The organism is Sinomicrobium halophytocola, from assembly GCF_052983395.1.
The window spans coordinates 44,407-67,835 of the sequence record NZ_JBRKIT010000038.1 but is presented as its reverse complement, the minus strand read 5'-3'; the positions used below and the strand labels follow the sequence as shown (position 1 = coordinate 67,835).

General features: G+C 40.1%; 23 protein-coding genes. 15 read left to right on the top strand and 8 right to left on the bottom strand.

From position 1 onward, the window contains the following. The first annotated feature begins 83 nt into the window (after window positions 1-83). Entirely contained in the window at window positions 84-3,260 is a 3,177-nt protein-coding gene (gene ccsA, locus ACVBDY_RS16620; RefSeq protein WP_447176586.1) for a cytochrome c biogenesis protein CcsA, read from the top strand. Window positions 3,261-3,617: 357 nt separating this feature from the next. Here the strand turns inward: ccsA and ACVBDY_RS16615 are convergent, their stop codons facing one another. From ACVBDY_RS16615 to ACVBDY_RS16600, 4 genes are all read right to left on the bottom strand, one after another. After that, on the bottom strand, window positions 3,618-4,001 hold the full coding sequence (locus ACVBDY_RS16615; protein WP_447176585.1) for a hypothetical protein: 384 nt from the start codon (window positions 3,999-4,001) through the stop codon (window positions 3,618-3,620). A 68-nt stretch (window positions 4,002-4,069) separates the two neighbouring features. Then, entirely contained in the window at window positions 4,070-4,603 is a 534-nt protein-coding gene (locus tag ACVBDY_RS16610; RefSeq protein ID WP_447176584.1) for a Crp/Fnr family transcriptional regulator, read from the bottom strand. 2 nt (window positions 4,604-4,605) lie between these two features. Then, window positions 4,606-4,941, bottom strand: coding sequence for a DNA alkylation repair protein (locus ACVBDY_RS16605; protein ID WP_447176583.1), 336 nt, complete (start codon window positions 4,939-4,941; stop codon window positions 4,606-4,608). A gap of 133 nt (window positions 4,942-5,074) precedes the next feature. Next, window positions 5,075-6,052 (bottom strand): GlxA family transcriptional regulator, encoded by a 978-nt coding sequence (locus ACVBDY_RS16600; protein ID WP_447176582.1) that lies wholly within the window; start codon window positions 6,050-6,052, stop codon window positions 5,075-5,077. Between the two features lie 149 nt (window positions 6,053-6,201). Between ACVBDY_RS16600 and ACVBDY_RS16595 the strand changes: the two genes are divergently transcribed. The 5 genes from ACVBDY_RS16595 to ACVBDY_RS16575 are packed head-to-tail and all read left to right on the top strand — an operon-like array spanning window position 6,202 to window position 8,281. Beyond that, window positions 6,202-6,627, top strand: coding sequence for an SRPBCC family protein (locus tag ACVBDY_RS16595; RefSeq protein WP_447176581.1), 426 nt, complete (start codon window positions 6,202-6,204; stop codon window positions 6,625-6,627). Beyond that, window positions 6,605-7,012, top strand: a complete 408-nt coding sequence (locus ACVBDY_RS16590; RefSeq protein WP_447176580.1) for a DoxX family protein — start codon at window positions 6,605-6,607, stop codon at window positions 7,010-7,012. The genes ACVBDY_RS16595 and ACVBDY_RS16590 overlap by 23 nt, the downstream gene beginning before the upstream one ends. After that, a complete protein-coding gene (locus ACVBDY_RS16585; RefSeq protein WP_447176579.1) occupies window positions 7,005-7,385 on the top strand; it encodes an iron chaperone in 381 nt (126 codons plus the stop codon). The genes ACVBDY_RS16590 and ACVBDY_RS16585 overlap by 8 nt, the downstream gene beginning before the upstream one ends. A 32-nt stretch (window positions 7,386-7,417) precedes the next feature. Then, window positions 7,418-7,867, top strand: coding sequence for an SRPBCC family protein (locus tag ACVBDY_RS16580; protein ID WP_447176578.1), 450 nt, complete (start codon window positions 7,418-7,420; stop codon window positions 7,865-7,867). Window positions 7,868-7,879: 12 nt separating this feature from the next. After that, on the top strand, window positions 7,880-8,281 hold the full coding sequence (locus ACVBDY_RS16575; RefSeq protein WP_447176577.1) for a VOC family protein: 402 nt from the start codon (window positions 7,880-7,882) through the stop codon (window positions 8,279-8,281). A 109-nt stretch (window positions 8,282-8,390) separates the two neighbouring features. On the opposite strand, the gene ACVBDY_RS16570 is transcribed toward ACVBDY_RS16575, so the two are convergent. Next, on the bottom strand, window positions 8,391-12,881 hold the full coding sequence (locus ACVBDY_RS16570; RefSeq protein ID WP_447176576.1) for an ATP-binding cassette domain-containing protein: 4,491 nt from the start codon (window positions 12,879-12,881) through the stop codon (window positions 8,391-8,393). Between the two features lie 283 nt (window positions 12,882-13,164). On the opposite strand from ACVBDY_RS16570, the gene ACVBDY_RS16565 reads away from it, so the two are divergent. The 4 genes from ACVBDY_RS16565 to ACVBDY_RS16550 all read left to right on the top strand — a co-directional run bounded on the left by ACVBDY_RS16565 (window position 13,165) and on the right by ACVBDY_RS16550 (window position 14,992). Further along, complete coding sequence (locus ACVBDY_RS16565; RefSeq protein WP_447176575.1) at window positions 13,165-13,353, top strand: hypothetical protein; 189 nt, start codon at window positions 13,165-13,167, stop codon at window positions 13,351-13,353. Between the two features lie 30 nt (window positions 13,354-13,383). Further along, a complete protein-coding gene (locus tag ACVBDY_RS16560; protein ID WP_447176574.1) occupies window positions 13,384-13,548 on the top strand; it encodes a hypothetical protein in 165 nt (54 codons plus the stop codon). 136 nt (window positions 13,549-13,684) lie between these two features. Beyond that, on the top strand, window positions 13,685-14,275 hold the full coding sequence (locus tag ACVBDY_RS16555) for a Crp/Fnr family transcriptional regulator (RefSeq protein ID WP_447176573.1): 591 nt from the start codon (window positions 13,685-13,687) through the stop codon (window positions 14,273-14,275). 198 nt (window positions 14,276-14,473) lie between these two features. Further along, a complete protein-coding gene (locus ACVBDY_RS16550) occupies window positions 14,474-14,992 on the top strand; it encodes a GNAT family N-acetyltransferase (RefSeq protein ID WP_447176572.1) in 519 nt (172 codons plus the stop codon). Window positions 14,993-15,407: 415 nt separating this feature from the next. Here the strand turns inward: ACVBDY_RS16550 and ACVBDY_RS16545 are convergent, their stop codons facing one another. The 3 genes from ACVBDY_RS16545 to ACVBDY_RS16535 all read right to left on the bottom strand — a co-directional run bounded on the left by ACVBDY_RS16545 (window position 15,408) and on the right by ACVBDY_RS16535 (window position 17,645). Next, window positions 15,408-15,518 (bottom strand): hypothetical protein, encoded by a 111-nt coding sequence (locus ACVBDY_RS16545; protein ID WP_447176571.1) that lies wholly within the window; start codon window positions 15,516-15,518, stop codon window positions 15,408-15,410. Between the two features lie 47 nt (window positions 15,519-15,565). Beyond that, window positions 15,566-15,859: an SDR family NAD(P)-dependent oxidoreductase gene (locus ACVBDY_RS16540; RefSeq protein ID WP_447176570.1), complete on the bottom strand. Its 294-nt coding sequence runs from the start codon at window positions 15,857-15,859 to the stop codon at window positions 15,566-15,568. A 193-nt stretch (window positions 15,860-16,052) separates the two neighbouring features. Beyond that, window positions 16,053-17,645: an ABC-F family ATP-binding cassette domain-containing protein gene (locus ACVBDY_RS16535; protein ID WP_447176569.1), complete on the bottom strand. Its 1,593-nt coding sequence runs from the start codon at window positions 17,643-17,645 to the stop codon at window positions 16,053-16,055. Window positions 17,646-18,235: 590 nt separating this feature from the next. Here ACVBDY_RS16535 and ACVBDY_RS16530 point away from each other — a divergent pair. The 5 genes from ACVBDY_RS16530 (at window position 18,236) to ACVBDY_RS16510 (ending at window position 23,398) form a co-directional block, all read left to right on the top strand. Next, entirely contained in the window at window positions 18,236-19,087 is an 852-nt protein-coding gene (locus ACVBDY_RS16530; RefSeq protein WP_447176568.1) for a polysaccharide deacetylase family protein, read from the top strand. A gap of 318 nt (window positions 19,088-19,405) precedes the next feature. After that, entirely contained in the window at window positions 19,406-19,744 is a 339-nt protein-coding gene (locus ACVBDY_RS16525; protein WP_447176567.1) for a hypothetical protein, read from the top strand. Window positions 19,745-19,943: 199 nt separating this feature from the next. Then, complete coding sequence (locus ACVBDY_RS16520) at window positions 19,944-20,399, top strand: hypothetical protein (protein WP_447176566.1); 456 nt, start codon at window positions 19,944-19,946, stop codon at window positions 20,397-20,399. A gap of 356 nt (window positions 20,400-20,755) precedes the next feature. After that, entirely contained in the window at window positions 20,756-22,546 is a 1,791-nt protein-coding gene (locus ACVBDY_RS16515; RefSeq protein ID WP_447176565.1) for a MutS-related protein, read from the top strand. Between the two features lie 315 nt (window positions 22,547-22,861). After that, the gene (locus tag ACVBDY_RS16510) at window positions 22,862-23,398 is read left to right on the top strand and encodes a dihydrofolate reductase family protein (protein ID WP_447176564.1); all 537 of its coding nucleotides are present in this window, start codon (window positions 22,862-22,864) and stop codon (window positions 23,396-23,398) included. Window positions 23,399-23,429: the final 31 nt, after the last annotated feature.

Genomic DNA, 23,429 nt, shown 5'->3' with positions numbered 1-23,429 from the left:
ATTTAATGGGATTAAATTCCAAATTAATTATTATTAAAAGTCTCTTCTAGGTTGTAGTTTTGCAATCCGATAACGAAGACCTTATGCTAGATTTACTTAAGAAAACCCTGTTCTCCACTAAATTAATGGCCATTTTGTTTCTTCTATTTGCTACTGCAATGGGTATGGCAACTTTTATTGAAACCTGGTACAGTATCGAAACCGCCCGTATTTACATTTACAATGCCACTTGGTTCGAGGCTATTATGGTGTTCTTTGTTATCAACTTTTCAGGGAACATTTACAGGTACAACCTTCTGCAATGGAAAAAATGGCCTGTTTTGATTTTACACCTTTCATGGATATTGATTATTGTCGGGGCTTTTGTAACGCGATATATAAGCTACGAAGGCATGATGCCGATTCGTGAAGGGCAGACGGAAAATGTCTTTTATTCAGATAAGACCTATCTCACCGCCTATATAGATGGCGAAATCGAGGGACAACCCAGGCGCAAGGTTTTAGAAGACGATATTTTGGTCACCCAGGAAGGGAAAAGGTCAAATTTGCCCTGGAACGATGATTTTAACGGGAATGAATTCAGCATTGCATATGTTGATTTTATCAAAGGGGCTAAGGAAGGGCTCATTCCTGATGAAAATGGCAAGGAATATCTAAAAATTGTTGAGGCAGGAAACGGGCAACGGCACGAACATTTTATAGAGAACGGAACCGTTGCCAACATCCATAATGCCCTGTTTGCACTTAATAAAGAGACCAAGGGAGCCATTAACCTTTACACCAGGGACGGAGGATATTTTATAGAAGCTCCCTTTGAAGGCAATTTTATGCGAATGGCTGACCAGTTGCAGGGAAAAGTGGTAAAAGATAGCCTTCAGGAATTACAGCTACGTTCGCTGTATTCTATGGCCGGAATGCAATTTGTATTACCGGAACCATTACTTAAAGGGCGTTATGGCGTGGTCAAAGTCCCCGAAAATGAAATTACGGCCCAGACCCAAGACGCATTGGTCGTTGCCGTTACCGCAAACGGACAAACGGTAGAAAAGAAGTTATTGGGCAGTAAGGGATCCTCAGATTTTGCTGCCCCGTTTTCCTTAGGGGATTTGCAATTTTCGTTGAGATATGGCTCTAAAATATATCAATTACCTTTTGGGGTGAAACTCAATGACTTTATCGCGGAAAAGTACCCCGGAACGGTCAATGTATACAAATCCTTTATGAGCAAAGTGACTATCGAGGATGAGCGCCCCTTTGATTATGATATTTATATGAACCATATTCTGGATCATGGCGGGTACCGCTTTTTTCAAGCCAGTTTTATGCCGGATGAAAAGGGTACGATCTTGAGTGTTAATCACGATTTTTGGGGGACATGGATCACCTACATCGGCTACTTCTTACTTTATGCCGGATTAATTGGAATTATGTTTTTCGGTAAAACTCGATTTAAGGACATGGCCACGGCATTAGAAAAAGTGAAAAAGAAAAAGGCAAAAATGGCAGCAGTTATGTTATTCCTGATGGGTTGCCTTCAAGGATTTGCCCAGCAAGCACAGCAGGAAAACCATAACAACTTACCCACTCAGGAACACATAGATTCGCTTATCACGGCCACAACTGTTAGTGAGGAACATGCGGATAAATTTGGGGAACTGGTCATCCAGGATGAAGAAGGGCGGATGAAACCTTTGCATACTTTTACTTCAGAGTTGTTGCGTAAACTCAGTGGCAATGACAAATTCAAGGACATGAATTCCGATCAGGTATTCCTTTCCATGATGATAAACCCGGGCCTTTGGTACAATATAGAATTTGTCAAAGTTGGTAAATGGCAAAATGATAGTATTCGTCAGATATTGGGAGTGGAAAAAACAAAAAAACACATTAAGCCGGTTGATTTGTTCGATGCTACAGGTATGTATAAATTAAAGCCTTACATGGAAGAAGCTAGCTCTACAACCAATCCCAATGAATTCCAAAAAGACTTTATCAAGGTTCATGAACGTCTCTCCTTGTTGGAAATGGCATTGAGCGGAACCATATTGAAAATATTTCCGTTGGTGAACGATGAGAACAACAAATGGATCTCTGCCTTGGAATTCCGTTCCGGTCAATATGAGGTGCAAGATTCCCTGTATGCCAATTTTATGACGAATAGCCTTCCATATTACGTAAATACTTTACGGAATGCTATTGCTACAGGAGATTATTCAGCATCCGATAAACTGCTGGAAGCCTTTAAACAGAACCAAAGAAATCATGGTTCAGAAGTAATGCTATCTGAGAAAAAGATAAAAGCCGAAATTGTTTACAATAAGCTGGATATCTTCAATCGTCTGTATCAATACTATATGATGGTAGGGGGGCTTTTGTTCTTAATTCTCATTTTCAGGATTTTTAAGGACGGGAAAATCTGGAGGACCTCAACCTACTTCTTAAAGGGGATGATTATTTTATTTTTTATTTGGCATACCGCAGGCTTGGTATTACGTTGGTACATTTCGGGCCATGCCCCTTGGAGTAATGCTTATGAAAGTATTCTGTATGTTTCCTGGGCTACATTGGGTATGGGATTACTTTTTGCCAGAAAAAGTGACTTAACCCTGGCCGCAAGTGCTTTTGTTGCTTCGATGCTGCTTTGGATCGGGCACCAAAGTTGGGTAGATCCTTCCATTGCTAATCTGGTGCCTGTTTTGGATAGTTATTGGGTGATGATTCATGTACCGATAATTGTAGGCAGTTATGGCCCTTTCACAGTAAGCATGATTTTGGGTGTGGTTTCATTGATTCTTATTATGCTGACGACCAAAAAGAACAAAAGACGAATGGAAATTAACCTGAAGGAGTTGACCATTATTAATGAACTGGCCCTAACAGTAGGTTTGGTGATGCTCACCATTGGTAACTTTTTGGGAGGGCAATGGGCCAATGAGAGTTGGGGACGGTATTGGGGATGGGACCCCAAAGAAACCTGGGCATTGGTTTCCATCATGGTCTATGCTTTTATACTACATATGCGATTGGTACCTGGCCTAAGGGGAAGATGGATTTACAATTTTATGAGTGTAGCGGCCTATGGCAGTATTATGATGACCTATTTTGGTGTTAATTTCTATTTAGTCGGTCTTCATAGTTACGCACAATCGGGTGCTGCAGCTATTACCCCGGGTTATGTAAAATATATTGTTTTCGGATTACTGATACTTGGCGGCATCAGTTATTGGAGATATCGGGCGATGTATAAAAATCCAGCGTAAAATCTTCCTGTCAGTAGAAGGAAGTAACTTAGTCATTCCTTAGAAACCGGGAAGGGCTATTCAGGAGTGGTACAACCTGTTGATATTCAGATAATAAATGCGCATCTTAAGGGCATAAAAACTAATACGGGGCCACTCAACGTCATGGTTTTCCTAACTGCCAGATATTTGCGGTTTTGTGCAGCAATTGCGCCATAGGATGGATGGCCCCTGGTGCTTTGGAGGGTTTACACTTTTGCTCATAGCAAAAAACATCGCCCCGAAGAAAACAAACAGACTTTTTCTGCTCCTTAAAAATTTAACCGGACACTAGTGTTTAAGAATATATCCTCTAAGCCAACTTAGATAAATTATTTATTATAATGCTGAACCCAGGTCTTTCCCCGACTCAGAACCGCTTATAAGAAAAGTCAATTCATCACAACAAGCAATTTTACCGTGTTGGATTTTAAACTCCGCCAATACTTTGTGCGTATTTGTAGTACCGTCTTGCAACACAGAATAAACCTGATGTTTGGTAAAAACAGTATCGGAATTACTAACGCAGTTAATCACTTCTACATGCACATGCTTAATTAAGTCTTTCAACTTTCTAATATGTTGCTTGAAATGTGGTAAATCTAAGGTGGAGTGATCAACTGTTTGCGTATAATTATCCGTAAAATACTGATGAATCAATTTTTCGTCATACACCGGATTTTCGATGATGTCTTTTAGCATTCCTTTTACTATTGCTTCCATGGTATTAAAATTTAATGTTCGAAACAAAACTAGGAACAGGAAAGAACGAAGTAGATAACAATTGTTAATTAATGTCGGTTACGTATTCTACTCAAAGAAACGGATGTGATTCCTAAATATGAGGCAATATAATGTTGAGGTACCCGACGGATAATCTCCGGAGCTCGATTTAACAATTCCTGGTATCTTTTTTCAGGCTTGTCTTTTATTCTGTCAATAAGCATTTTTTGATAGGTTAACAGCCGATTCATTAAATATTCATTAAACGTTGCCAATACAGCTGGTTTTTGTGTTAGAAGCTCCATCGTTTTTTGTTTATCGATAGCTAATAATTCTACATCTTCAATCGCCTGAACGGAGTAAAGGCTCTGCCTGTTATACCAAAAGCTTTCCATGCTACAAAAGAAATGATTTTCGAAAAGAAACTGAAAAGTAACTTCCTTGCCCTCGTGAAGCGTCCACCCTCGTAAAACACCTTTTTTCAGATAGTACAATTTTCCTGAACGTTTTCCTTCCTGGATGACCATCGTTTTTGACTTTACATATTCTTTTGTAAGATGTTCTTCAAGTAAATGATAGAAGGTGTTATTGACGTCAGACATATTTATAAATTTCTTTTGTTGCTTTCCATGGAAATAAACGCTGGCAAATACTCCGGTGTACACCCTTTTGAAACCATTTTACCTTTGTACAGACCGGTTTTTTCACCAAGTGCAATACAACGATTCCGGTGTTTTTTTTCATAAACTCCAATCCAGCCTGCTGTAAAGTTCATTGCCCATTGGACTTCAGCTTCTTCTTTTTCTATTTGTTTTTCGATGACCGTTAGTAACTCCTCACTATTTGGCGGTGTTTTACCTGTCCAACGCAAACGTCCCTGATAATACCAATAAACTCGTCTTTTAAGTGAGGTTGGGCTTTCTTTCCAGGATGCAATCATTTCAATGGTCTTTTTGTCTTTGGTAAGTTGCGTTACGCTCCTACTTCGGCAAGTGCTCAACACAGGTCTCAGAGGAGTTTCCAAAACGGTGTTTCATAACGTTGAGCCATATTTTTAAACAAACTCTAAACAGTTACACCTCATTGGCCACCTTTGCAAACTTATTTCTATACTCAATCGGAGTAAGCCCTGTAATCTTTTTAAATATATCTCTAAAAGCTTTCGTATCGGTATAACCTACATCAAACATGATCTCCGTTACATTCTTTCTCGATGCTTCAAAGAACGTTTTGGCAGCTTCTATTCTTACCCGTTGTATATATTCGATGGCGGTATTGTTGGTAGCCTCTTTAAATCTTCTTTCAAATGTTCTGCGCCCGGAATTGATCAAATTGGCTAAAGTTTCTATTTTTATTTTATCACAATAGTGTTTTTCTATATAATCCTGTACTTTTTGGATATCATCATCACCGTGATTCCGTTGTCCTTTGAATATTGCGAACTGGGATTGGCTGTCCCTCCCGATATCCAATGCAAAATATTTTGAGATCATGACTGCTGTTTCCCTGTCGGAAAACTTTTCAACCAGATATAATATTAAATTCCATAAACTACTTGCTCCACCACTACTGTAAATATTATCGTGTTCGGTTATTATTGCACCATCTTCTACCTCCACCTCCGGGAATCTTTCTTTGAACTCACTGACATAAGCCCAATGTGTAGAACATTTTTTGCCATTGAGCAAACCTGTTTCGGCTAAAAGGAAAGCGCCGATGCATAAACTGGCAAGACCGGAACCTTGTTCGTGTAATTTCTTAAAATAAGGTATCGCTTCTGCATTGGCCCGAATTCCTTTGGCCGTATCACCAAATGCAGGGGGAATGATAAGCAGGTCGGTTTCGGTCACATCTTTGAGCAACCTATCGGTTTTTATCATGTATTCGCCATTGTTAGCGGGTACATACGCTCTTAGCCCCACATACTCGACCTCGAAAATGGGCTTTTTGCCAAATGTGGTTAAAAACTCATTGGCGGTATGGAAGGTTCTGAATGGCGGTGTAACGGCTTCAATAACGCCATACTCGGGTACAAAGACAGAGATCTGCATGGCAACTATTACGATTAAACTGCAAGATAAAAAATAGTTTTGTCATAATCCCCCCCGAAAACTGTCATTTTCACAACAGCCGTGATTTCATACCTCATTGTAACTTTGAATTATAGAATTTAACAAAACAAAAATTAAATCAAATTACAATGGCACAAGTAACAAAAATTACGGTAGAAGCAACAGCAAATGCTCCCGTAGCAAAAGTCTGGAAGGTATGGAATACACCAGGCGACATCATGCAATGGAACACACCCGACCCAAGCTGGCATACGCCGAGTAGTGAAAACGACCTGCGGGTTGGCGGTAAGTTTAAGAATAGAATGGAAGCCAAAGATGGCAGCTCCGGTTTTGATTTTGAAGGTATTTATGATAAGGTGGATCTGCATAAGGAAATCACCTACACCCTGGGTGACGGAAGAAAGGCCACCACGTTGTTTGCCGAGCAAAATGGCAAGACCAGCATAGCAACCACATTTGATGCTGAGACAGAAAATGATCCGGAGTTTCAGAAACAAGGATGGCAGGCTATCCTGAACAACTTTGTAGCATATGTTGAATCGACTCATCCGTAAATTAATAAAGATGAAGAAGTATAAAATAATCTTTTGGGTGGCAACTGCCATCATCATACTTTGGGAAGGGGTAATGCCGCTCGGCACCATGCTGTTTGCACCGGAGTATGTGAATGCGGGCACGGAACCTTTGGGCTATCCCGATTACTTTGCCTACGCGCTCATCATTTGCAAAGTACTCGGCGTTTTTGCGATTGCTTACCCCAATATACCAGGCAGGCTAAAGGAATGGGCATATGCAGGACTGACATTTAGTTTGATCTTTGCCTTCATCAGTCATGCATGTGTAGATAAGAACGTCGGGTTTATGCTGATGCCACTGGTGGTGCTGGGTATTCTTGCCGTTTCCTACATGTATAACCATAAGATCCGGACTCATGGCTAAGACGAATTATCAAAGCATTGATCAGTATCACCAGGTATTTAGCGGTGAATCCCTGGCACGGATGCAAACCATCCGAAAAATCATTCACGAGGTGGTACCTGATGCAGAGGAAAGTATCAGCTATCAAATCCCTTGCTTTAGGTACAAAGGCTATTTGGTATACTATTGTGCATTTCCGAAACACATTTCCTTGTCACATCCCTATAGCGATGCGTTTTGGAAGTACTTCAAGGCGGATCTGGTTGGCTATAAAACCAGCAAGTCGGTTATCCAGATTCCAACCGATAAACCGCTACCGGAAAAGCTGATCAAAGAAATCATCACCTTCAGGAAAAAGGAAAACGAGGAAATGACGAAGGGTAGCCATACATAAGAATTAATTAATCACCATTAAATTTTAATACCATGAAAAGTAATTCTGTTTCATTACACCGGGTCATCAAGGCAAATCCGGAAAAAGTATTCCGGGCATTTGCAGACCCGATAGCACACTCTGGTTGGTTGCCGCCTTATGGATTTATATGCACTGTTCAGCAAATGGATTTTAAGGTAGGTGGTACGTTTAAAATGACCTTTATTAATTTCAGTACAGGGAACAGCCATTCTTTTGGCGGAGCGTATCTTGAAATAAAACCGAATGAATTTATTAAATATACCGATAGGTTTGACGATCCCGATTTGCCTGGAGAAATAACCACAACCATACGACTGAACAGGGTTTCGTGCGGCACTGAACTTCATGTGGCCCAGGAAGGTATCCCTGCGGCAATACCGGCAGAAATGTGTTATTTAGGCTGGCAGGAATCGCTGGAGAAATTAATAAAACTTGTAGAGCCCGAAATACCTGATGCTTAAATTAATCTCATTATGACTGACTCTAATAACGGTAAATTTGTGAGTGCGGTTTTCATAACGTTTTCCGGGAACTGTAAAAAGGCACTCACCTATTACCAGACCTGTTTTGGCGGTACCTTGCAATTCGAGATTTTTGGAAGGGAATTGCAAGGGTACGCCGAAATGCCTGTCGTCAGCGGGTCGTTGGTTTCCGACAGGATAGTCATTCACGGTTCGGACCTGGTACACGACGAAGGAAGAACACTTGGAAATTATATGTCTATTTTTCTACACTGCAGAAATACATATGATAGAAAAGAGCTTATTGAAAAACTAAAATTTAATAAGCAGATCCCTTTTGTCAATAATGGCGATGACCAAAAACTAGTTGAGGTAACCGATGCTTTTGATGTGAGGTGGGTGTTGAGCGTTTAGGGACAGCATAGGTACGCCATGAAAGGCGACCCTAAAGAGCGGCTTTTGGGATACCGTAAGGGTCCTTGACACTATCCTAAAAAGTGTGTAAACCAACCTTTTTATTTCATCACTCCAACACCACGCCAACGCCTATCTTTTCCAGTAAATAAGGGTTATGATCTATCACTAAAAGATCATTGTGTACACTGAGTTGCTGCAATACCTCGTACAACAGATCTATATCGGCATAATGCAATCCTATGCTGGGCTCGTCTAAGATCAATAGTTGATCTTTCGTTTTGTTTTGCAACCAGTTGAGCAACAACAAACGTTGTTTTTCTCCGGAAGAAAGTGATTTTACCGTTTGATCGAGCCGTACATGAGAAAGCCCTATATGGCGCAATGCCTGTAATTGTTGCACCGCCTTGGCCGTACCGGTATAAGGAGCTATCCAGGCTAACAATTCTGTAACGTTCAGCGCCAGGATATCTGCAATATGTTTTCCGCCTATGGTATAGGCTAAAATAGCTTTTTGATAGCGTTTCCCCTCGCATACATCACAAATTTCAATATGCCTGGCAGCTACATCCAAACTCGTGGCCACGGCACCGCTTCCCTGACAATACGTACACTGACTGGTTTTGGTTTTATACGAAAAGGCTGCGGCCTTACCCCCTGTTTCCTTCGCAAATACCTTAGTGATCACTTTTAACAGATCTAAATAGGCTACCAGCAACGTACTGTTATAAGCTTGTAGTTTTTTAGGTTCGAAATAATGTACACCTTGATATGGCTTCGGAAAATCGATACGCTTGCAATATACAGGTCGATGCTGCTGTAAACCTGGCATTACCACCTCTTTGACCAAAGTAGTCTTCCCGATACCCGACTTCCCTGTTATGGCTGTAATACCGCCTACCGGGATATCGATTTGTGCTTTTTTGAGACTGTGACGTGCTATGCCTTCTATATGAATATGCGCTTTTCCTTGCCGAAAGCGTACCGCACTGCTTTCTGTTTTTACATAAAGATGACACACTTCTGAAGACCGGTAAGCGGCTGCACTTCCCTGAAACGTAATTTCACCACCCATGCTTCCTGCTCCCGGGCCTATCTGCACCAAATGATCGGCCGCCAGCATAATATCTTTGTGGTGCTCAATGACAATGACCGTATTGCCTTTGGCTACAAGCGTTTTCAGCAAAGCGATCAGATCGGGTATATTGTTTTGGGATAAGCCCGCCGAAGGTTCATCCAGCAAATAGGTTACCCCTTGTAACGGACTGTTTAATTGTTTGATGAGCGAAACCCGCTGTTGTTCGCCGCCACTCAAAGTACCCGACTTCCGGTTGAGCTGTAAATGGTCTATATGCAATTGACGCGCCCGCTCCAATGTATGTTGCAAATGCGCATGTAGTTTTGCTACCAATTCGGCATCAATAGCATCTTTTGGCCGAATATTTACCAACCATGCTTCAAACTCCTGTAAACTCATCGCCTTCAGGTCCCGCATAGAATTGCCGCCCAGGGTAACCGCTAAACGCCCGGGTTGTAACCCGCTGCCCTGACAATGACTACAAACTTCCGGAGTGAACAAAGCGCGTAAATGTTGAATATTTTTGTTCTTACGGGTAAGAAAGTATTCGTCCGTTAAATAGGTAAACAAGCCTTTCCACACCATCTTTAGCTGTTGGGTTCCCGCTCGTGACCTGGTTTTGAAAGTCCAGGTCGTTTCCCAGGTTTTCTCCGGGATTCCATGAAAAATCACCCCCCGTTGCTCCCGGGTCAATGCCTTAAAAGGCGTTTGCAGATCAAAACCATACGCCTTTCCTATTTCACTTACAATGGCCATATACTGTCCGCCTGCCTGCCCGTAGTAATACAAGGCTTTGTTGTGCTCAAAGAGTCCGTCGGCAATGCTCAGGGCTGAATCCAACACGATTTTAGACAGATCGGGAAGCAATTCTTGTCCCACGCCGTCACAAACACCACATTTTCCTAATTCGTGTGCATTCGAAAAATGACTGGCCGACCATTCCCTGCCTTCGTATTGTGCTTTACGCGAAAAGGCAAAACGTAAACTTTTATCGATATCGGTTTGCTTGGCTACATCCGAACGCCCGGAAAACTGCTGATCTTTTCGGGTGATACAAATGCTGGGCGTCAATCCGGTGATATGGTCTACTTCAAACTGATAATCAACCCCTACCCTGTTTTGTTGATAGCTTGAAAATTGTTTGCTCATTTCCTGTAATCCGTAGCCATGCAGGGTATCGATCACCAAAGAAGATTTTCCCGATCCCGAAATTCCCGTAACCACGGTGAGCTGTTGTTTGGGCAACGTCATATCAATGTCTTTCAACGCATGAGTTCGTGCTCCCTTGATACGAATGGTGTCAGTGGCCGATTGTTCGGGAATACGTTCGCTTACTGTAGCTATACTTTCAGTATTATTTACCCATACATCGCACCCCGACTGAAACAAAGCGTGATTCTCAAAACATACGATCCCCGAAGTTTCATGTTTCAACTGATGCAAAGCCTTTAGCAGTTGTACTACATTTTGCTGGTGTAGCCCGATACTTGGTTCTTCTAACACTAAGATGGTTTGTCTGGCAGGCTTCGCAAAGTGCTTGGTGAGTTTAATACGCTGTGCTTCGCCTCCGCTTAATGTGTTAGACGGTTGTCCGAGTTTGATATATCCCAACCCCAAACGCAGCATCAACGCCAGGATTCCGGATAATTTCTTTTCATGCCGAAAGAGATCATGCGCTTCTGCTATACTGAGATCATAAATTTCTGCGATATTCTTAGTATTCCAATGTACCTGGAGGACTTCCGGCTTAAAACGTTTCCCGTTACACTCGGGGCAGGTTTGATTAATGGTTCCCATAACACTCATCGAAAGGGTAATAACCCCTGCTCCTTCACAACGGGGACAACGTCCTGCTTTGTTATTAAAAGAAAAGGCACTTTTCTTCAATTGCAATGTCCCGGCTTCATCGGTTTTTGCCAACAGGTCCCGGATCTTATCGGCCATTCCCGTATACGTCGCCGGATTGCTGCGCGGCGTTTTTCCTATCGGTTGATCGGAGACCGTAAGTAATTGCAGTGCTTGTTCTTTGCTATAGGCTTTGATCGCATCTGATACAGCAGCTGTTTTTCGGCTTACTACCAATAAACTTTGTGCTACCGGCTGAAAGTCTGCTTCTGAAAGCTGTTGCCGTTCGCTGTTCGAATTTTGTGCGGGAGCGCGCAATTCAGCCAGTGTCGGGCTCGCTATACCTTCTGCCTGAAGAAAGTCTGCCCGCTTACCGTTAAAGATCACCTCTCCGCCATGAATCCCGGCTTTCGGGCCTAATTCTACAATCCAGTCTGCTTTCCGGATCAAATTCAAATCGTGCTCTACGACCATTACGGTATTTCCACGGCTGATCAAACGTCGTAAAATGCTATACAAATGCTGCTGATAGGCCGGTGACAATCCAATAGAAGGTTCATCAAAAACATATAAGATCCCCTGTAAACTGCTGTTTACCTGTTTAATGAGTTTGATGCGTTGCCCATCTCCACTGGAAATATCCATGCTCGGCGTACACAAACGGTAATGATCCATCCCCAACCGGATCAAATCGTATAACGGGGTGCACAATTTGTCTACCAGTACCTGCTCTCCTGCCTGGTACTCCTCTGCCTGGAGTTTATTGTACAATTCCTGTAAAGGCAATTCCATCCACTCCTGAAAATTCAATCCTTTCCATCGATACTTCAGATGTTCGGCCTTGATACGTGCGCCCTGGCAGCCGGGGCAGGGTTTAGCACTTGTAAACCGAAGAATACTCGGATTTCGATCTAACCGAAGAATATTGCTCATAATAGGCAATATCCCTTTGTAATAACCAATCTCACGAGGTTTCGCTTTAAAACCTTCCCAACGCAGGCGTGATTCCAAACTATGCTTTCCGTAGTACACCTGTATGCGTTCACTACCCTTCCAGATCACCTCTTGTTGTTCGGGAGTTAAGTCTTTCCACGGAATATCTACATGAAACCCATGTGCTTCACAAACTTTATTCAACTCCTCAACGGTAACCTGCGAATACACTATATAGCCGTTGGGCAACGTGGTTACAATGGCTCCTTCGCGTAAAGTTTTGGTTTCATCTCCCACCAATTTAGCTGTATCGATATATTCGGCCTCACCGATTCCGCGACATTCTTCACAGGCGCCTTTGGGATGATTGAATGAAAACAAAGACTTACTCATGCTTTCTGCTGCGGAATACCGGGCGAACAAAATTCGGAAGACGGGCGTCAACTCAGACAGGGTTCCAAACGTAGCGTTGATCGACTGAAAACGCCTGGATTGCTCTACCTTGATCACCGGCGGAAGTCCGGCTATATCATCTACCGAAGCTGTGGGTATGGAAGCTGCATTTTGTTGATTGTAAGCCGGCAAACTCTCTAAAAAATACCGATAGCCTTCATTCCCGATCACTCCCATGGCCAGGGAAGATTTCCCCGAACCGGAAAGTCCCGTAACCACAATGAATTGGTTTTCCGGGAGGGTTAAAGCTATATTTTTAAGATTGTTTTGGTAGGCGTTTTGAATGTGCATGTAGAACTTTCTTTTGCAATAGAAGTGGCAAAGGTACTAAGAGACTGCCTAAGTTTTATCCTTTGGGTCTTTTATTCCGCCCACACGCCGGCTGGTCCCTTCACTAAAACAGCTACCAACTGTTTTCTTGACGTTCGGTCCTGCCATATGTCAGGTATTTTTCGGCCCATAGCTTAGGCTCTACCCTACTCCGGGAATATATGTGAATGCATGCCACGGAAAAGGGGAATTGTGTATATGTATGTGCTGGCGGTCTGCTAAAGCGAAACAATAGAATTAATAAATGACATTCTTATACACCGTAAGAGGGACATATGACAAGAATTATGACGAAGACGGAATGTCCCGGAAGAAATACATGGAATGGTCTAAACGGACTCATTTGACGGAGCTCGTTTCTCTTGAAGGAATGCCGAATGAAATAGTGGTGGAACCCGATTATGGCAATGAAGAAGATTGGAAGTTCATTTGAAATCGAAGGAAAAGTGGCATTATTGGATTTATGGGCAACTTGGTGGAACTTGACAGAAAAAATAATATTTGGCAAAAATATGGTGTTGACGGTGGAGGTGGTGGAATCTTCCTAATTGACGAAAACGGAATAATTTTAGTAAAAGACCCTACGGCAGAAGAAGTCAGAAAGGAACTGGAAGCCCGGCTGAATTAAAAAAACTTTACAACACCGGTAACCGTTGCACATCCTCCTGACTTCGCATCTGTTTATGCCACTATTCATTACAAAATGTCTTTCGTTGGCAAAGATGCCGGCAATCATCCGATAAATACCTAAATTGGCTGTTTTTATGGTTATGGATGAATTAGTGATACAAAAATTCAGAGATAAGATACATTCGTATTATCCCATTTCGGAGACCTCGTTTGAGGGGCTGTTGACCATAGCGACCCTCACCCACCTGAAAAGGAACGAAATACTCGTTCAACAAGGTTTCACGGCCCGTCAGTTCTGCTTTTTATATTCGGGCTACATCGTAGCATATATCGATGATGATAAGGGACGAACCTACAACAAGAATATTGCCGTGAAGTACGATTTAATCGCATCGACGGTTTCCTCCATTTTAAAAAGGCCATCGAAGTTTACCATTAAAGCGGTAACAGATTGTGTATTGCTGAGTTTGCCCTATCAAAAGTTCAGAGAAATGCTTTTCCAAACGGATGACCTTAAATTGTTTTATATTCATTATCTCGAAAAAAACTGGATTATAGAAAAAGAAGAAAGAGAGATATCTATTGTTATGGAGGATGCGCAAGTAAGGTATAGAAAATTATTGCAGAACCATCCGGATATCGAAAAGTACGTGCCTTTACAGGACATCGCATCTCATTTGGGCATCACCCCTACCCAGCTCAGCAGAATACGTAAGCTGTTATAATGAAAATGAAGTCTTTCTGAGTTCTTCCCGGCACCGCAAAAGCATGATTTCCTGCCTCCGGCAAGGCCGGTTCACTCAAATATAACAAGCCCGGACGGATCCGATAATTATTTCTCAACATATGTAAAGAGCCATGCAATGGCACCCCTGTATTTTTGCCATATCAAAATAATACAGGACAAATTTAGAGTACATTGTATGATAGTAAAAAGTAAAAAATCGGACTTCAAGGACATTTACGAAATTATCAATGACGCTTCCATAGCGTACAAAGGTATTATACCGGACGATCGATGGCAGGAACCTTATATGACGGAAGACGAGTTAGAAAACCAAATCGCGGATGGGGTCGAATTTTGGTGCTTTTATCAAGATGTTACCATTATAGGTGTTATGGGGATTCAGCATAAATCGGATGTGACTTTAATTCGGCATGCATATGTCAGGACAGTAACCCGAAACAAAGGTGTTGGAAGCAAATTGTTAAAACACCTGTCTACACTTACCGGGAAACCCATTTTAATAGGAACCTGGGCAGCTGCTACCTGGGCCATCAGCTTTTACCTGAAAAACGGGTTCAGACAAGTATCTCCTGTTGAAAACAGGCAATTACTGCAAAAATACTGGGATATCCCCTTACGACAGATTGAAACATCGGTGGTCCTTGCAAGTCCCGGTTATGGGAGTACGAAAATGAATGAGCAGGAAAAAATATAGCATCAATCACCCGCTTTCCGAAGTAAAGGCGAATGTCTCTGACCTCGCAGCCCACTGCATCAACCACGGCTATGAGGAGCATCCAACACGATGTTCCGGAGCGTACAGGCAAAGTTGCCATTAATGTATATTTATCAGAAATCCGTCTAATTTTAAACTTTAATCGGTAGCCTTGAAACAGGCTGTCGTTGTACACCATTTTAGGACGACCAGCTATTTCATTATTTGTATGGTGACGGAGAACGGCCAGTGATAGGGGTATAACCGATGAAGGAGTGATAAAGTTTCCGCTCGCTCCAAGAGATCGACAAAAAACGCAATTAAGTTATTACAACCAATTAAGGTTATTCTTAGATTTTAAAACAGCAAATTACGGGTTACAAAATAACTGTATAAAATCAAGTTTAGCCTGTAATCATATTTCAGGACAAGACAAAATATTTAACCCTGCATTTCCAACCCTTCCGCCTATGGAGCTAATCTGTAAAATTCTTCCTGAATGCTGCTTTCTCATATAGGGCAACACGGCACGAGTGACCTCTATAGGAGCTATTAAATTTACGGATAATTGGCTTAGTACCTGTTCGCTTCTGTCGCGCCGGTAATTCCAAATCCTGCATTATTTACCAATACATCTATCCTACCAAAATGAGCAACAGCTTTTTCTACAGCAGAATGTATTTCTGATTTTTTACTTACATCTAAAGATACTGTCAATATCCGAGAAGGATATTTCTTCTCCAAATCTTGTAGTAAAGCTGTATGTCTGGCAGTTGCTACCACTTTATCACCACTTCTTAAAGCGGCTTCCGTAATACTTTTGCCCACCCCCCTTGAGCTTCCTGTTATGAACCAAATTTTTGCCATTGTTCTATTAATTTGTTGCTGCAAATTTCTAAGATAATGTACTGTTTCACTTGGCTGTGAGGCTCAAAGTTACTTGGTTGTATGGCTCATCTCTTTTCCCTCTTATGCAAATAAGCTGTGTGAAGCTGTCCACGTTTCGGACCAAATTGTGTTTACGTGTTGCTTGGATGCCTTGTCATATGAAGTGGATTTTTTAAATAGTTAATGAAATTGTTCGTTCAATATTTATCGCTTCTAAAAAAGTTTCATCGTGGGAAACCACAATCAATGTTCCTTGATATTCGTTTATGGCTGCGGTTAGAATTTGCGTGTTTTGAATATCCAAATTGTTGGTGGGTTCATCCAGAATGATCATATCAGGTGACTGATTATTGATTATCAGACAGCAAAGCATCAACCGCATTTTCTCACCACCACTTAATGTACTACAAGATTTATCCCAATCGTCTTTGCCAAATAAAAAACGGTTGAGCCTGATTTTGATTTCGTGCTCTTGTAATGCCGTATAATTGAATTGTTGGGCTTGTTCATAGACTTTCAGGCTGTTATCAAGCAAAGAATAATCCTGGTCAATATAAACCTGTTTTCTTTCTGCATTGTAAACTGCACCTGATTGTGGTTGAAGTGTTCCTAAAATCAGCTTTATTAACGTCGTTTTTCCCGAACCGTTTTGTCCTTTCAATGCAATACGTTCACCACTTGTGATTTGAATATTTAAAGGGTTATTCCAAAGTGGATTTGTCTCATAACCGAAGTTGATATTGTTAGCCGTAAAAAGGATTTTTCCCTGGTGCAGCCCAGAATTGTCAAAGCCAAAATTCATTTTATCTATATCCGGCAATGATGAACGCAAATCTTGAAGCTCCTGTGAAATGCCCCCAATTTTTTCAGCGTGAACACTTTTCATTTTTGAACTGCTGTTTTCGGCATTGTTCCTCAGCGTATTCATCATTATTCGGGCAACTCCTGCTTTTTCTTGCTTTCCTTTTCCACGACTGTCCGATTTTTGTTGTCGTTGCAACGCTTCCCGCTCCTTTTCTTTGGCTTTTCGCAATGCTTTTTCTTTACTTTGCAAATCCTGCTGCAAAGCGTTATTTTCTATTTGTTTTTGCTCTGCATAAAATTCATAGTTGCCACCATAAATGGTAATTCCCTTTTTACTCAACTCTGCTACTTTATTTAAAAGCTTCAAGAGTTTTCGGTCGTGGCTCACGATGATTAAAGTGCTTGGTGTCGATTGTATAAAGCCATACAAAAGTGTTCTCCCTGCAACGTCCAAATGATTACTTGGCTCATCGAGCAAAACCAATTCCGGTTGATGTATGGAAATGCCTGCAAGAAATACTTTTGCCTTTTGTCCACCGCTTAAAGTTTCCATTTTTTGCGACAGGTTCAGATCCGAGAGTTGCCAAAACTGTAAAGCATCTTTGCAACGATCTTCAATCGTCCAATCATCGTCAAGTAAAGTATAATTTTCTTCGCTTACATTTCCGTCCAAGATTTCCCGGAATGCATTGATTTTTTTGTCGATTTTCAATGCCTCTGCTATAGTCAAATGATTGTACTGTCCGTAAATCTGGGGAACAAAATAAGGTTCAGTATGTAGGGATAATTGCCCTTCAAAAGGCTCTAATTCCTTTGCAAGGATTTTCAGTAAAGTTGATTTGCCTGAACCGTTATTACCAATTAATGAAATTTTTTCACCCTGGTTTACTGTTAGATTGATATTGTCAAACAACAGATTTTTGTTGGGATGTGTATAGGAAATATTCTGTAAAATAAGCATAATTTCTTTCTTTTAAAGATAAAGGAATGGTAGAACTCCGGGGGTCTACGTCTTTAAATGGTCTGAAAGAAATTGTTTTTCACATGTTGTCGCCTACTATTAGATTTGCAAATTTAGGAATTATTTTTTTAGGTGCTCCTGGCTCTCCGTATAGCAGCTATCTCATAAATATACGTAATACTAAAACCTATTTCCTGTTTTTTCAAAACTTCTATTTATTCCCATACCCCTTTAAAATACATAATACTATAGAAATTAATCGGATACGCATTTTGTATTGCCACCATCGAAAACATTTCCTTCTCTTTGTAGAAACAATACAAAATACCGCTCTTCTAAGTCTATAACTACCCCTCTTCCATAAATATATCTGTCGTGTGAAAGACCTAACTGGCCCTCGTTTGAGCCCTGCTGAAGCGAGGGCCCATCGCAGAATGCGTTTGTAACACACGCGAAGGGGTTTTACACATACCAGGGTGGGTAAAGCAGATGTAGATCACGGAAAAGAGAGATTATGTATATTTATGGGTCGTAACCAATTTTTGGACAAGGGTATATGGATACCTTAGATTCATCGAATAATAGATAAAATGACTTCATTACATAAATCAGGGTTTCCGGAAGGAACAAAACTACTGATGATACATGCAGATGATGCCGGCCTTTCCCATTCTGAGAATATGGCTACAATCCGGGCATTAGAAAAAGGAATTGTAAATTCATACAGTATTATGGTGCCATGTCCGTGGTTTTATGAAATGGCACTATTTGCCAGAAACAATACTCACATTGATAATGGAATTCACCTGACACTTACCTGTGAATGGGAAAATTATAAATTCGGACCTGTTTTACCTGCATCCGAAGTTCCGAGTTTAGTGGACGACAATGGCTACTTCTACAAAAACCGGGAGGACCTTAAAAGGAATGCTTTGGCCGGAGATGTTCGAAAAGAACTCCAGGCGCAAATAGAGAAAGCACTTAAATTCGGGTTAAAACCCACGCACATGGATTCGCATATGTATAGTGTGGGAGCGAATCCGGAATTCTTAAAAATTTACAGGGACCTGGGCAAAACGTATAACCTTCCGGTTTTAATAAACAGGCAATTGATGGAAATGGTGGGGTTGAACCCTGATTTACATATTGAAAAAACCGATTTTCTTATCGATAAAACTTATGTAGGAGAATTCAAATATTTCGAAAATGATGAACTGGATGATTACTACTGCGAGATTTTGGAAAATCTGAAGAGTGGTCTGAACCTTATTCTCATTCATCCGGCATTTGATGATGATGAGATGAAAGGAGTCACCATAAATCATCCGAATTTTGGTTCCGGGTGGAGACAAATAGATTATGATTTTTTCACTAGCGAAAAGACCAGGTCGAAACTTGAAGAGAATCATATTGAGTTAGTAACATGGAAAGATATGTTTTGACCGTCTTCTTTTAGGCCCCATGAGTTTGCCCTGTTCTATGAAGTATTTAAAGACCAACCCTCTCCGAAGGGTCAACGAATGTCCCTGACTCCGCAGCCTACCGCACATCCATGACAGGCCAAGGCATCAAGCCCCGCTATGAGGGTATCCAACACTATGTTCCGGAGCGTACAGGCAAAGTCGATGTTAATATATATTTATCTGAAATCCGTCTAATTTTAAACTTTAATCGGTAGTTTTGAAACAGGCTGCCATTGTGCATCATTTGGACTGTAAGCCTTTATCCTTATAATAAGACAGAGAAATAGAAATTAATCCATGGAAAAAATAGTAATCAGGAATAAACCGAAGTGCGAAATAGTTTTATTGAAGGATTCCTTTGAAGTCCTGGATTCTTTAGACAGAGAAAATAGTGGGGTATATTTTTATGATAAAACAAAACATTTCAGTTTAACGACAACAAGGATAAACTGGCTGGTTTCTATATTTAGTTTTATCGTTAATTTATTAACCGGGAGTGTAGCCGGGGGGATTTTCAGAGAAAAGAATCAATTAAAATTCAAGTATAATCATGTGGAGAAACAGATAATTTTAGATGAAAGTAATCTGAAAAAAGCAAAAATGGTACAAAACAAAATAAGTTCAAGACTATCCTAAATTACCATTTATAATTCCCCTCCCGCTCAACAAAGTGTTTTAGGCTCTGCATGTCCCTGACTCCGCAGTCTATGTTACATGCATAACGGGCTACAATGTGTCGCTCATTACGGAGTTTTTGAAGATGGAAGAAACTTAAAATCATATAAACATCGGGTGAAAGTGGTATATAAATAACGGTTTGCAGAAATTATATAAAATGAAAAACTTAGAAAATAAACCTAAGACGAGGAATGAGCTGGAGGTATGGATGAAAAATAATTGTTATAACTTCAATGGCTATGCTATAAATGGAAATTTTATATATGAAGGATTTGGAATTGAGCAAATTGGAGGGCTCTTCAACTGGTATTTCACAGAAAGAGGTCAAAAAGACATTAAGAAAACATTCAAAACAGAACAGGAAGTTATAGAATTTGCCTACGACCAGATAAAGAATGACAAATGGGCGAAATCACATTGTATTGGTTTTTTATTCGAGGAAAGGAAATCAGAAGAATTAAAATCCAAACTTACTTCAATTGGGATTGAATATTTTGAAGACAAAATATCATATGACGGGCCAGACAAAACTGCCTATCGTGTTTTTGTTTATGGTTGTGACATAAAAAAGACTGAAAATTTAAAGCTGGAATACTTTAAACCTACTAAATAAAAAACGGATCGAAATAAGCCGCTTTAAGCGGTTTTTCTTTTGGATCATAGCTCCAAACCACGGCAGTATACGTTTAAGATTAAAAATCATTACAGTCCTTAAAGAAAATGGCAGACCAAGGAGTGAGACTGTGGTGGTGAAAGTGAAGCCGGTTGAGGAGATAGGAAACTAACAGGCAGTAGGTGGTTTTGCGATTACAAAGAGGAATTGTGTATATTTATGTGTTTTATGTGGCATGAAGCCATACGAGATCAGCACGCGCTGTATACTTCAGCTAATTGAAAAAATAGTAAATGAACATTTATCGGGAAAACATAAAAAAGTACACTAATGAAATCCTTAGGTTAAAGAAGGTCTTGAACAGAATAGCATTACTTAGGCTACTTATTTTTGTAGTTTCAATTGCCATTCTCATAACCTTGTTTAGTTTCAATTTAAATACTCTTGCATTCATTGTTTTACCCATTTTAATAATTGGTTTTAATCTCATTTTAAAGCATCATAGCAAAATAGCCTACTTAAGAAAACATACATCATTCCTGAAAAGAATAAATGAATTCGAAATTCTAAGAGAAAAATGTAATCTGGAAGATTTTGATACAGGACATAAGTTTATAAATCAAAATCACCCGTATACATCCGATCTGGATATTTTCGGGCAGCATTCCGTTTTTCAATTGGTTAATAGAGCAACTACAGAGTCAGGTATGATACGCTTATCAGAATGGTTGTCTGAACCAGCATCTGATAATGAAATATATAATAGACAAAAGGCCATAAAAGAATTATCCCCAAAATTAGAATGGAGACAAGATTTTGAGGCATCAGGCATGCACTTCCAAAATAAAAAAAGTGATTATTTTAAATTGATAAATTGGGTAGAAAAGCCTACCGTTTTACTAAAAAACCAACTTACATACTTAGCTGTTGCCATAACCCTGCCGGTGCTCTTTCTGCTTGGCGCTTACTTTTTTTATGCTCATCTGGGAGATCAAAAGGCAATTATTTATTTCTTCCTCATGCTTTTGGTTTTGCTTATCAATATTGTCATTTTAAAAAAGGTAAAACCCCTGGCGGAAGATATTGTTGAAACCTCTACAAATAATATGAATATTTTAAGAGGTTATCGTACCCTTATCTATAGAATTGAAAGTGAACGTTTCAAGTCAAAAAAACTATGTGAGTTACAATCAATACTTTTAAAAGGCAAATACTCCGCATCCAATGAAATTAAAAGAATATCCAAGATATTGGAATTTTCACATCAAAGACCTATAAAAAAGATACCAATAGGTGGAAATTACATGTATGTTCTATTAAATATTTTCCTGCTATTGGACATTCACTTGATTATGGCGACAGAAAAATGGAAATCAAAGAATAAGGCATTTTTAAAATCGTGGGCAGAAGTAGTTAGTGAATTTGAGGTAATTAATAGTTTCGCAGGATTTTGTTATTCAAACCCATCCTATACATTTCCGGAGATTACGGAAAAGAACAACTACGTACATTTTGAGGCGTTGGGGCATCCTTTAATAAATGCAGAGAACCGGGTAAGTAATAACTTTCACTCAGAAGGCCAAGGGAATGTTGTTATGATTACGGGCTCGAATATGGGAGGAAAAAGCACTTTTTTAAGAACCGTTGGCGTAAACCTTGTATTGGCCTTAGCGGGTGCGCCTTGTTGTGCAAAATATGGGCAGGTTGCTAACCTGAACATATTTACAAGTATGCGTACCCAAGATAATTTAAGAAGCGGGATCTCTTCTTTTTATGCAGAATTACGTAGAATAGAAAAAATGCTGAAACTGATAGAAAGGAGTCACAATGTATTTTTTCTTTTGGACGAGATGTTCAAAGGTACAAACTCAGAAGATAGACATAGAGGAGGTTTTTCATTGATTCATCAAATAAGTAAGCTCAAAACCTCAGGGATTATTGCGACACATGATATTAAGCTTGCAAAACTATCAGGGAATCAAAAATTAGTTACAAATTATAGTTTCAATAGTGAAATCAGAGATAATTCGATGATTTTCAGCTATAAGCTTCATCCGGAGATTTGCCATGACTTTAACGCAAGTGAGTTGATGAAAAACAGTGGAATTAAAATTTTATCTGATATTTTAGAGGAACAGAATGAATAAAATACGGCATACAACACTGCAAAAAAATAATCCGTAGTTTGGCACAAAATCCCCGCTCTCCGAAGTGTCATATGCGCTGTGAATCTCCCTGACTTCGCAGCCCATGTTACGTAAATAACAAACTAATATGTACCGCTCATTGCTGAAGTTTTTCAGACATTGCTTTTGAATGTGGCTTCTATGACCATTCGCATCTTACCACTAAATTAGGTGAAATACAAGACTTTAGCCGTTGGAACTATAATTTGTCGTTTTTTCCGAAGTATTAATTATAGCCTAATACTAATTTTGCAGAAACGTTAAACTATTAAACAAATGCGAAAATTGTCCCTTTTCATTGCCACAAGTCTGGACGGTTACATTGCAAAACCTGATGATGACCTTAGCTTCTTGAAATTAGTAGAGAAAGAAGGCGAAGATTATGGTTATAAGAAATTTACAGACACCATAGACACCTTGATTATGGGTAGAAAAACCTATGATTATGTACTTAAAGAAATCGGTTCATCTCATTATGACAATGGAAAAAGAAATGTGTTTGTCATAACAAGAACTGAAAAACCGAGTATAGGTAAAACAACTTTTTATACGGGAAACCTGACCGAATTAGTGCAACAGCTAAAATCCGGGAGCGGGAAAAATATTTATTGTGACGGTGGCGCAGAAATAGTGAACGAACTTTTAAAAAGCGACCTGATTGACGAATTTATTATTTCCATCGTACCTATTTTGGTCGGTAATGGGATACGACTTTTCAAAGACGGCAGACCTGAACAACATCTCGAACTTGTGAATTCTAAAACGTTCGACACAGGACTAACACAACTGCATTACAAACGAAAGACAAAATAAAAACATCGACTATACCAAGTTCGGGCCGGCA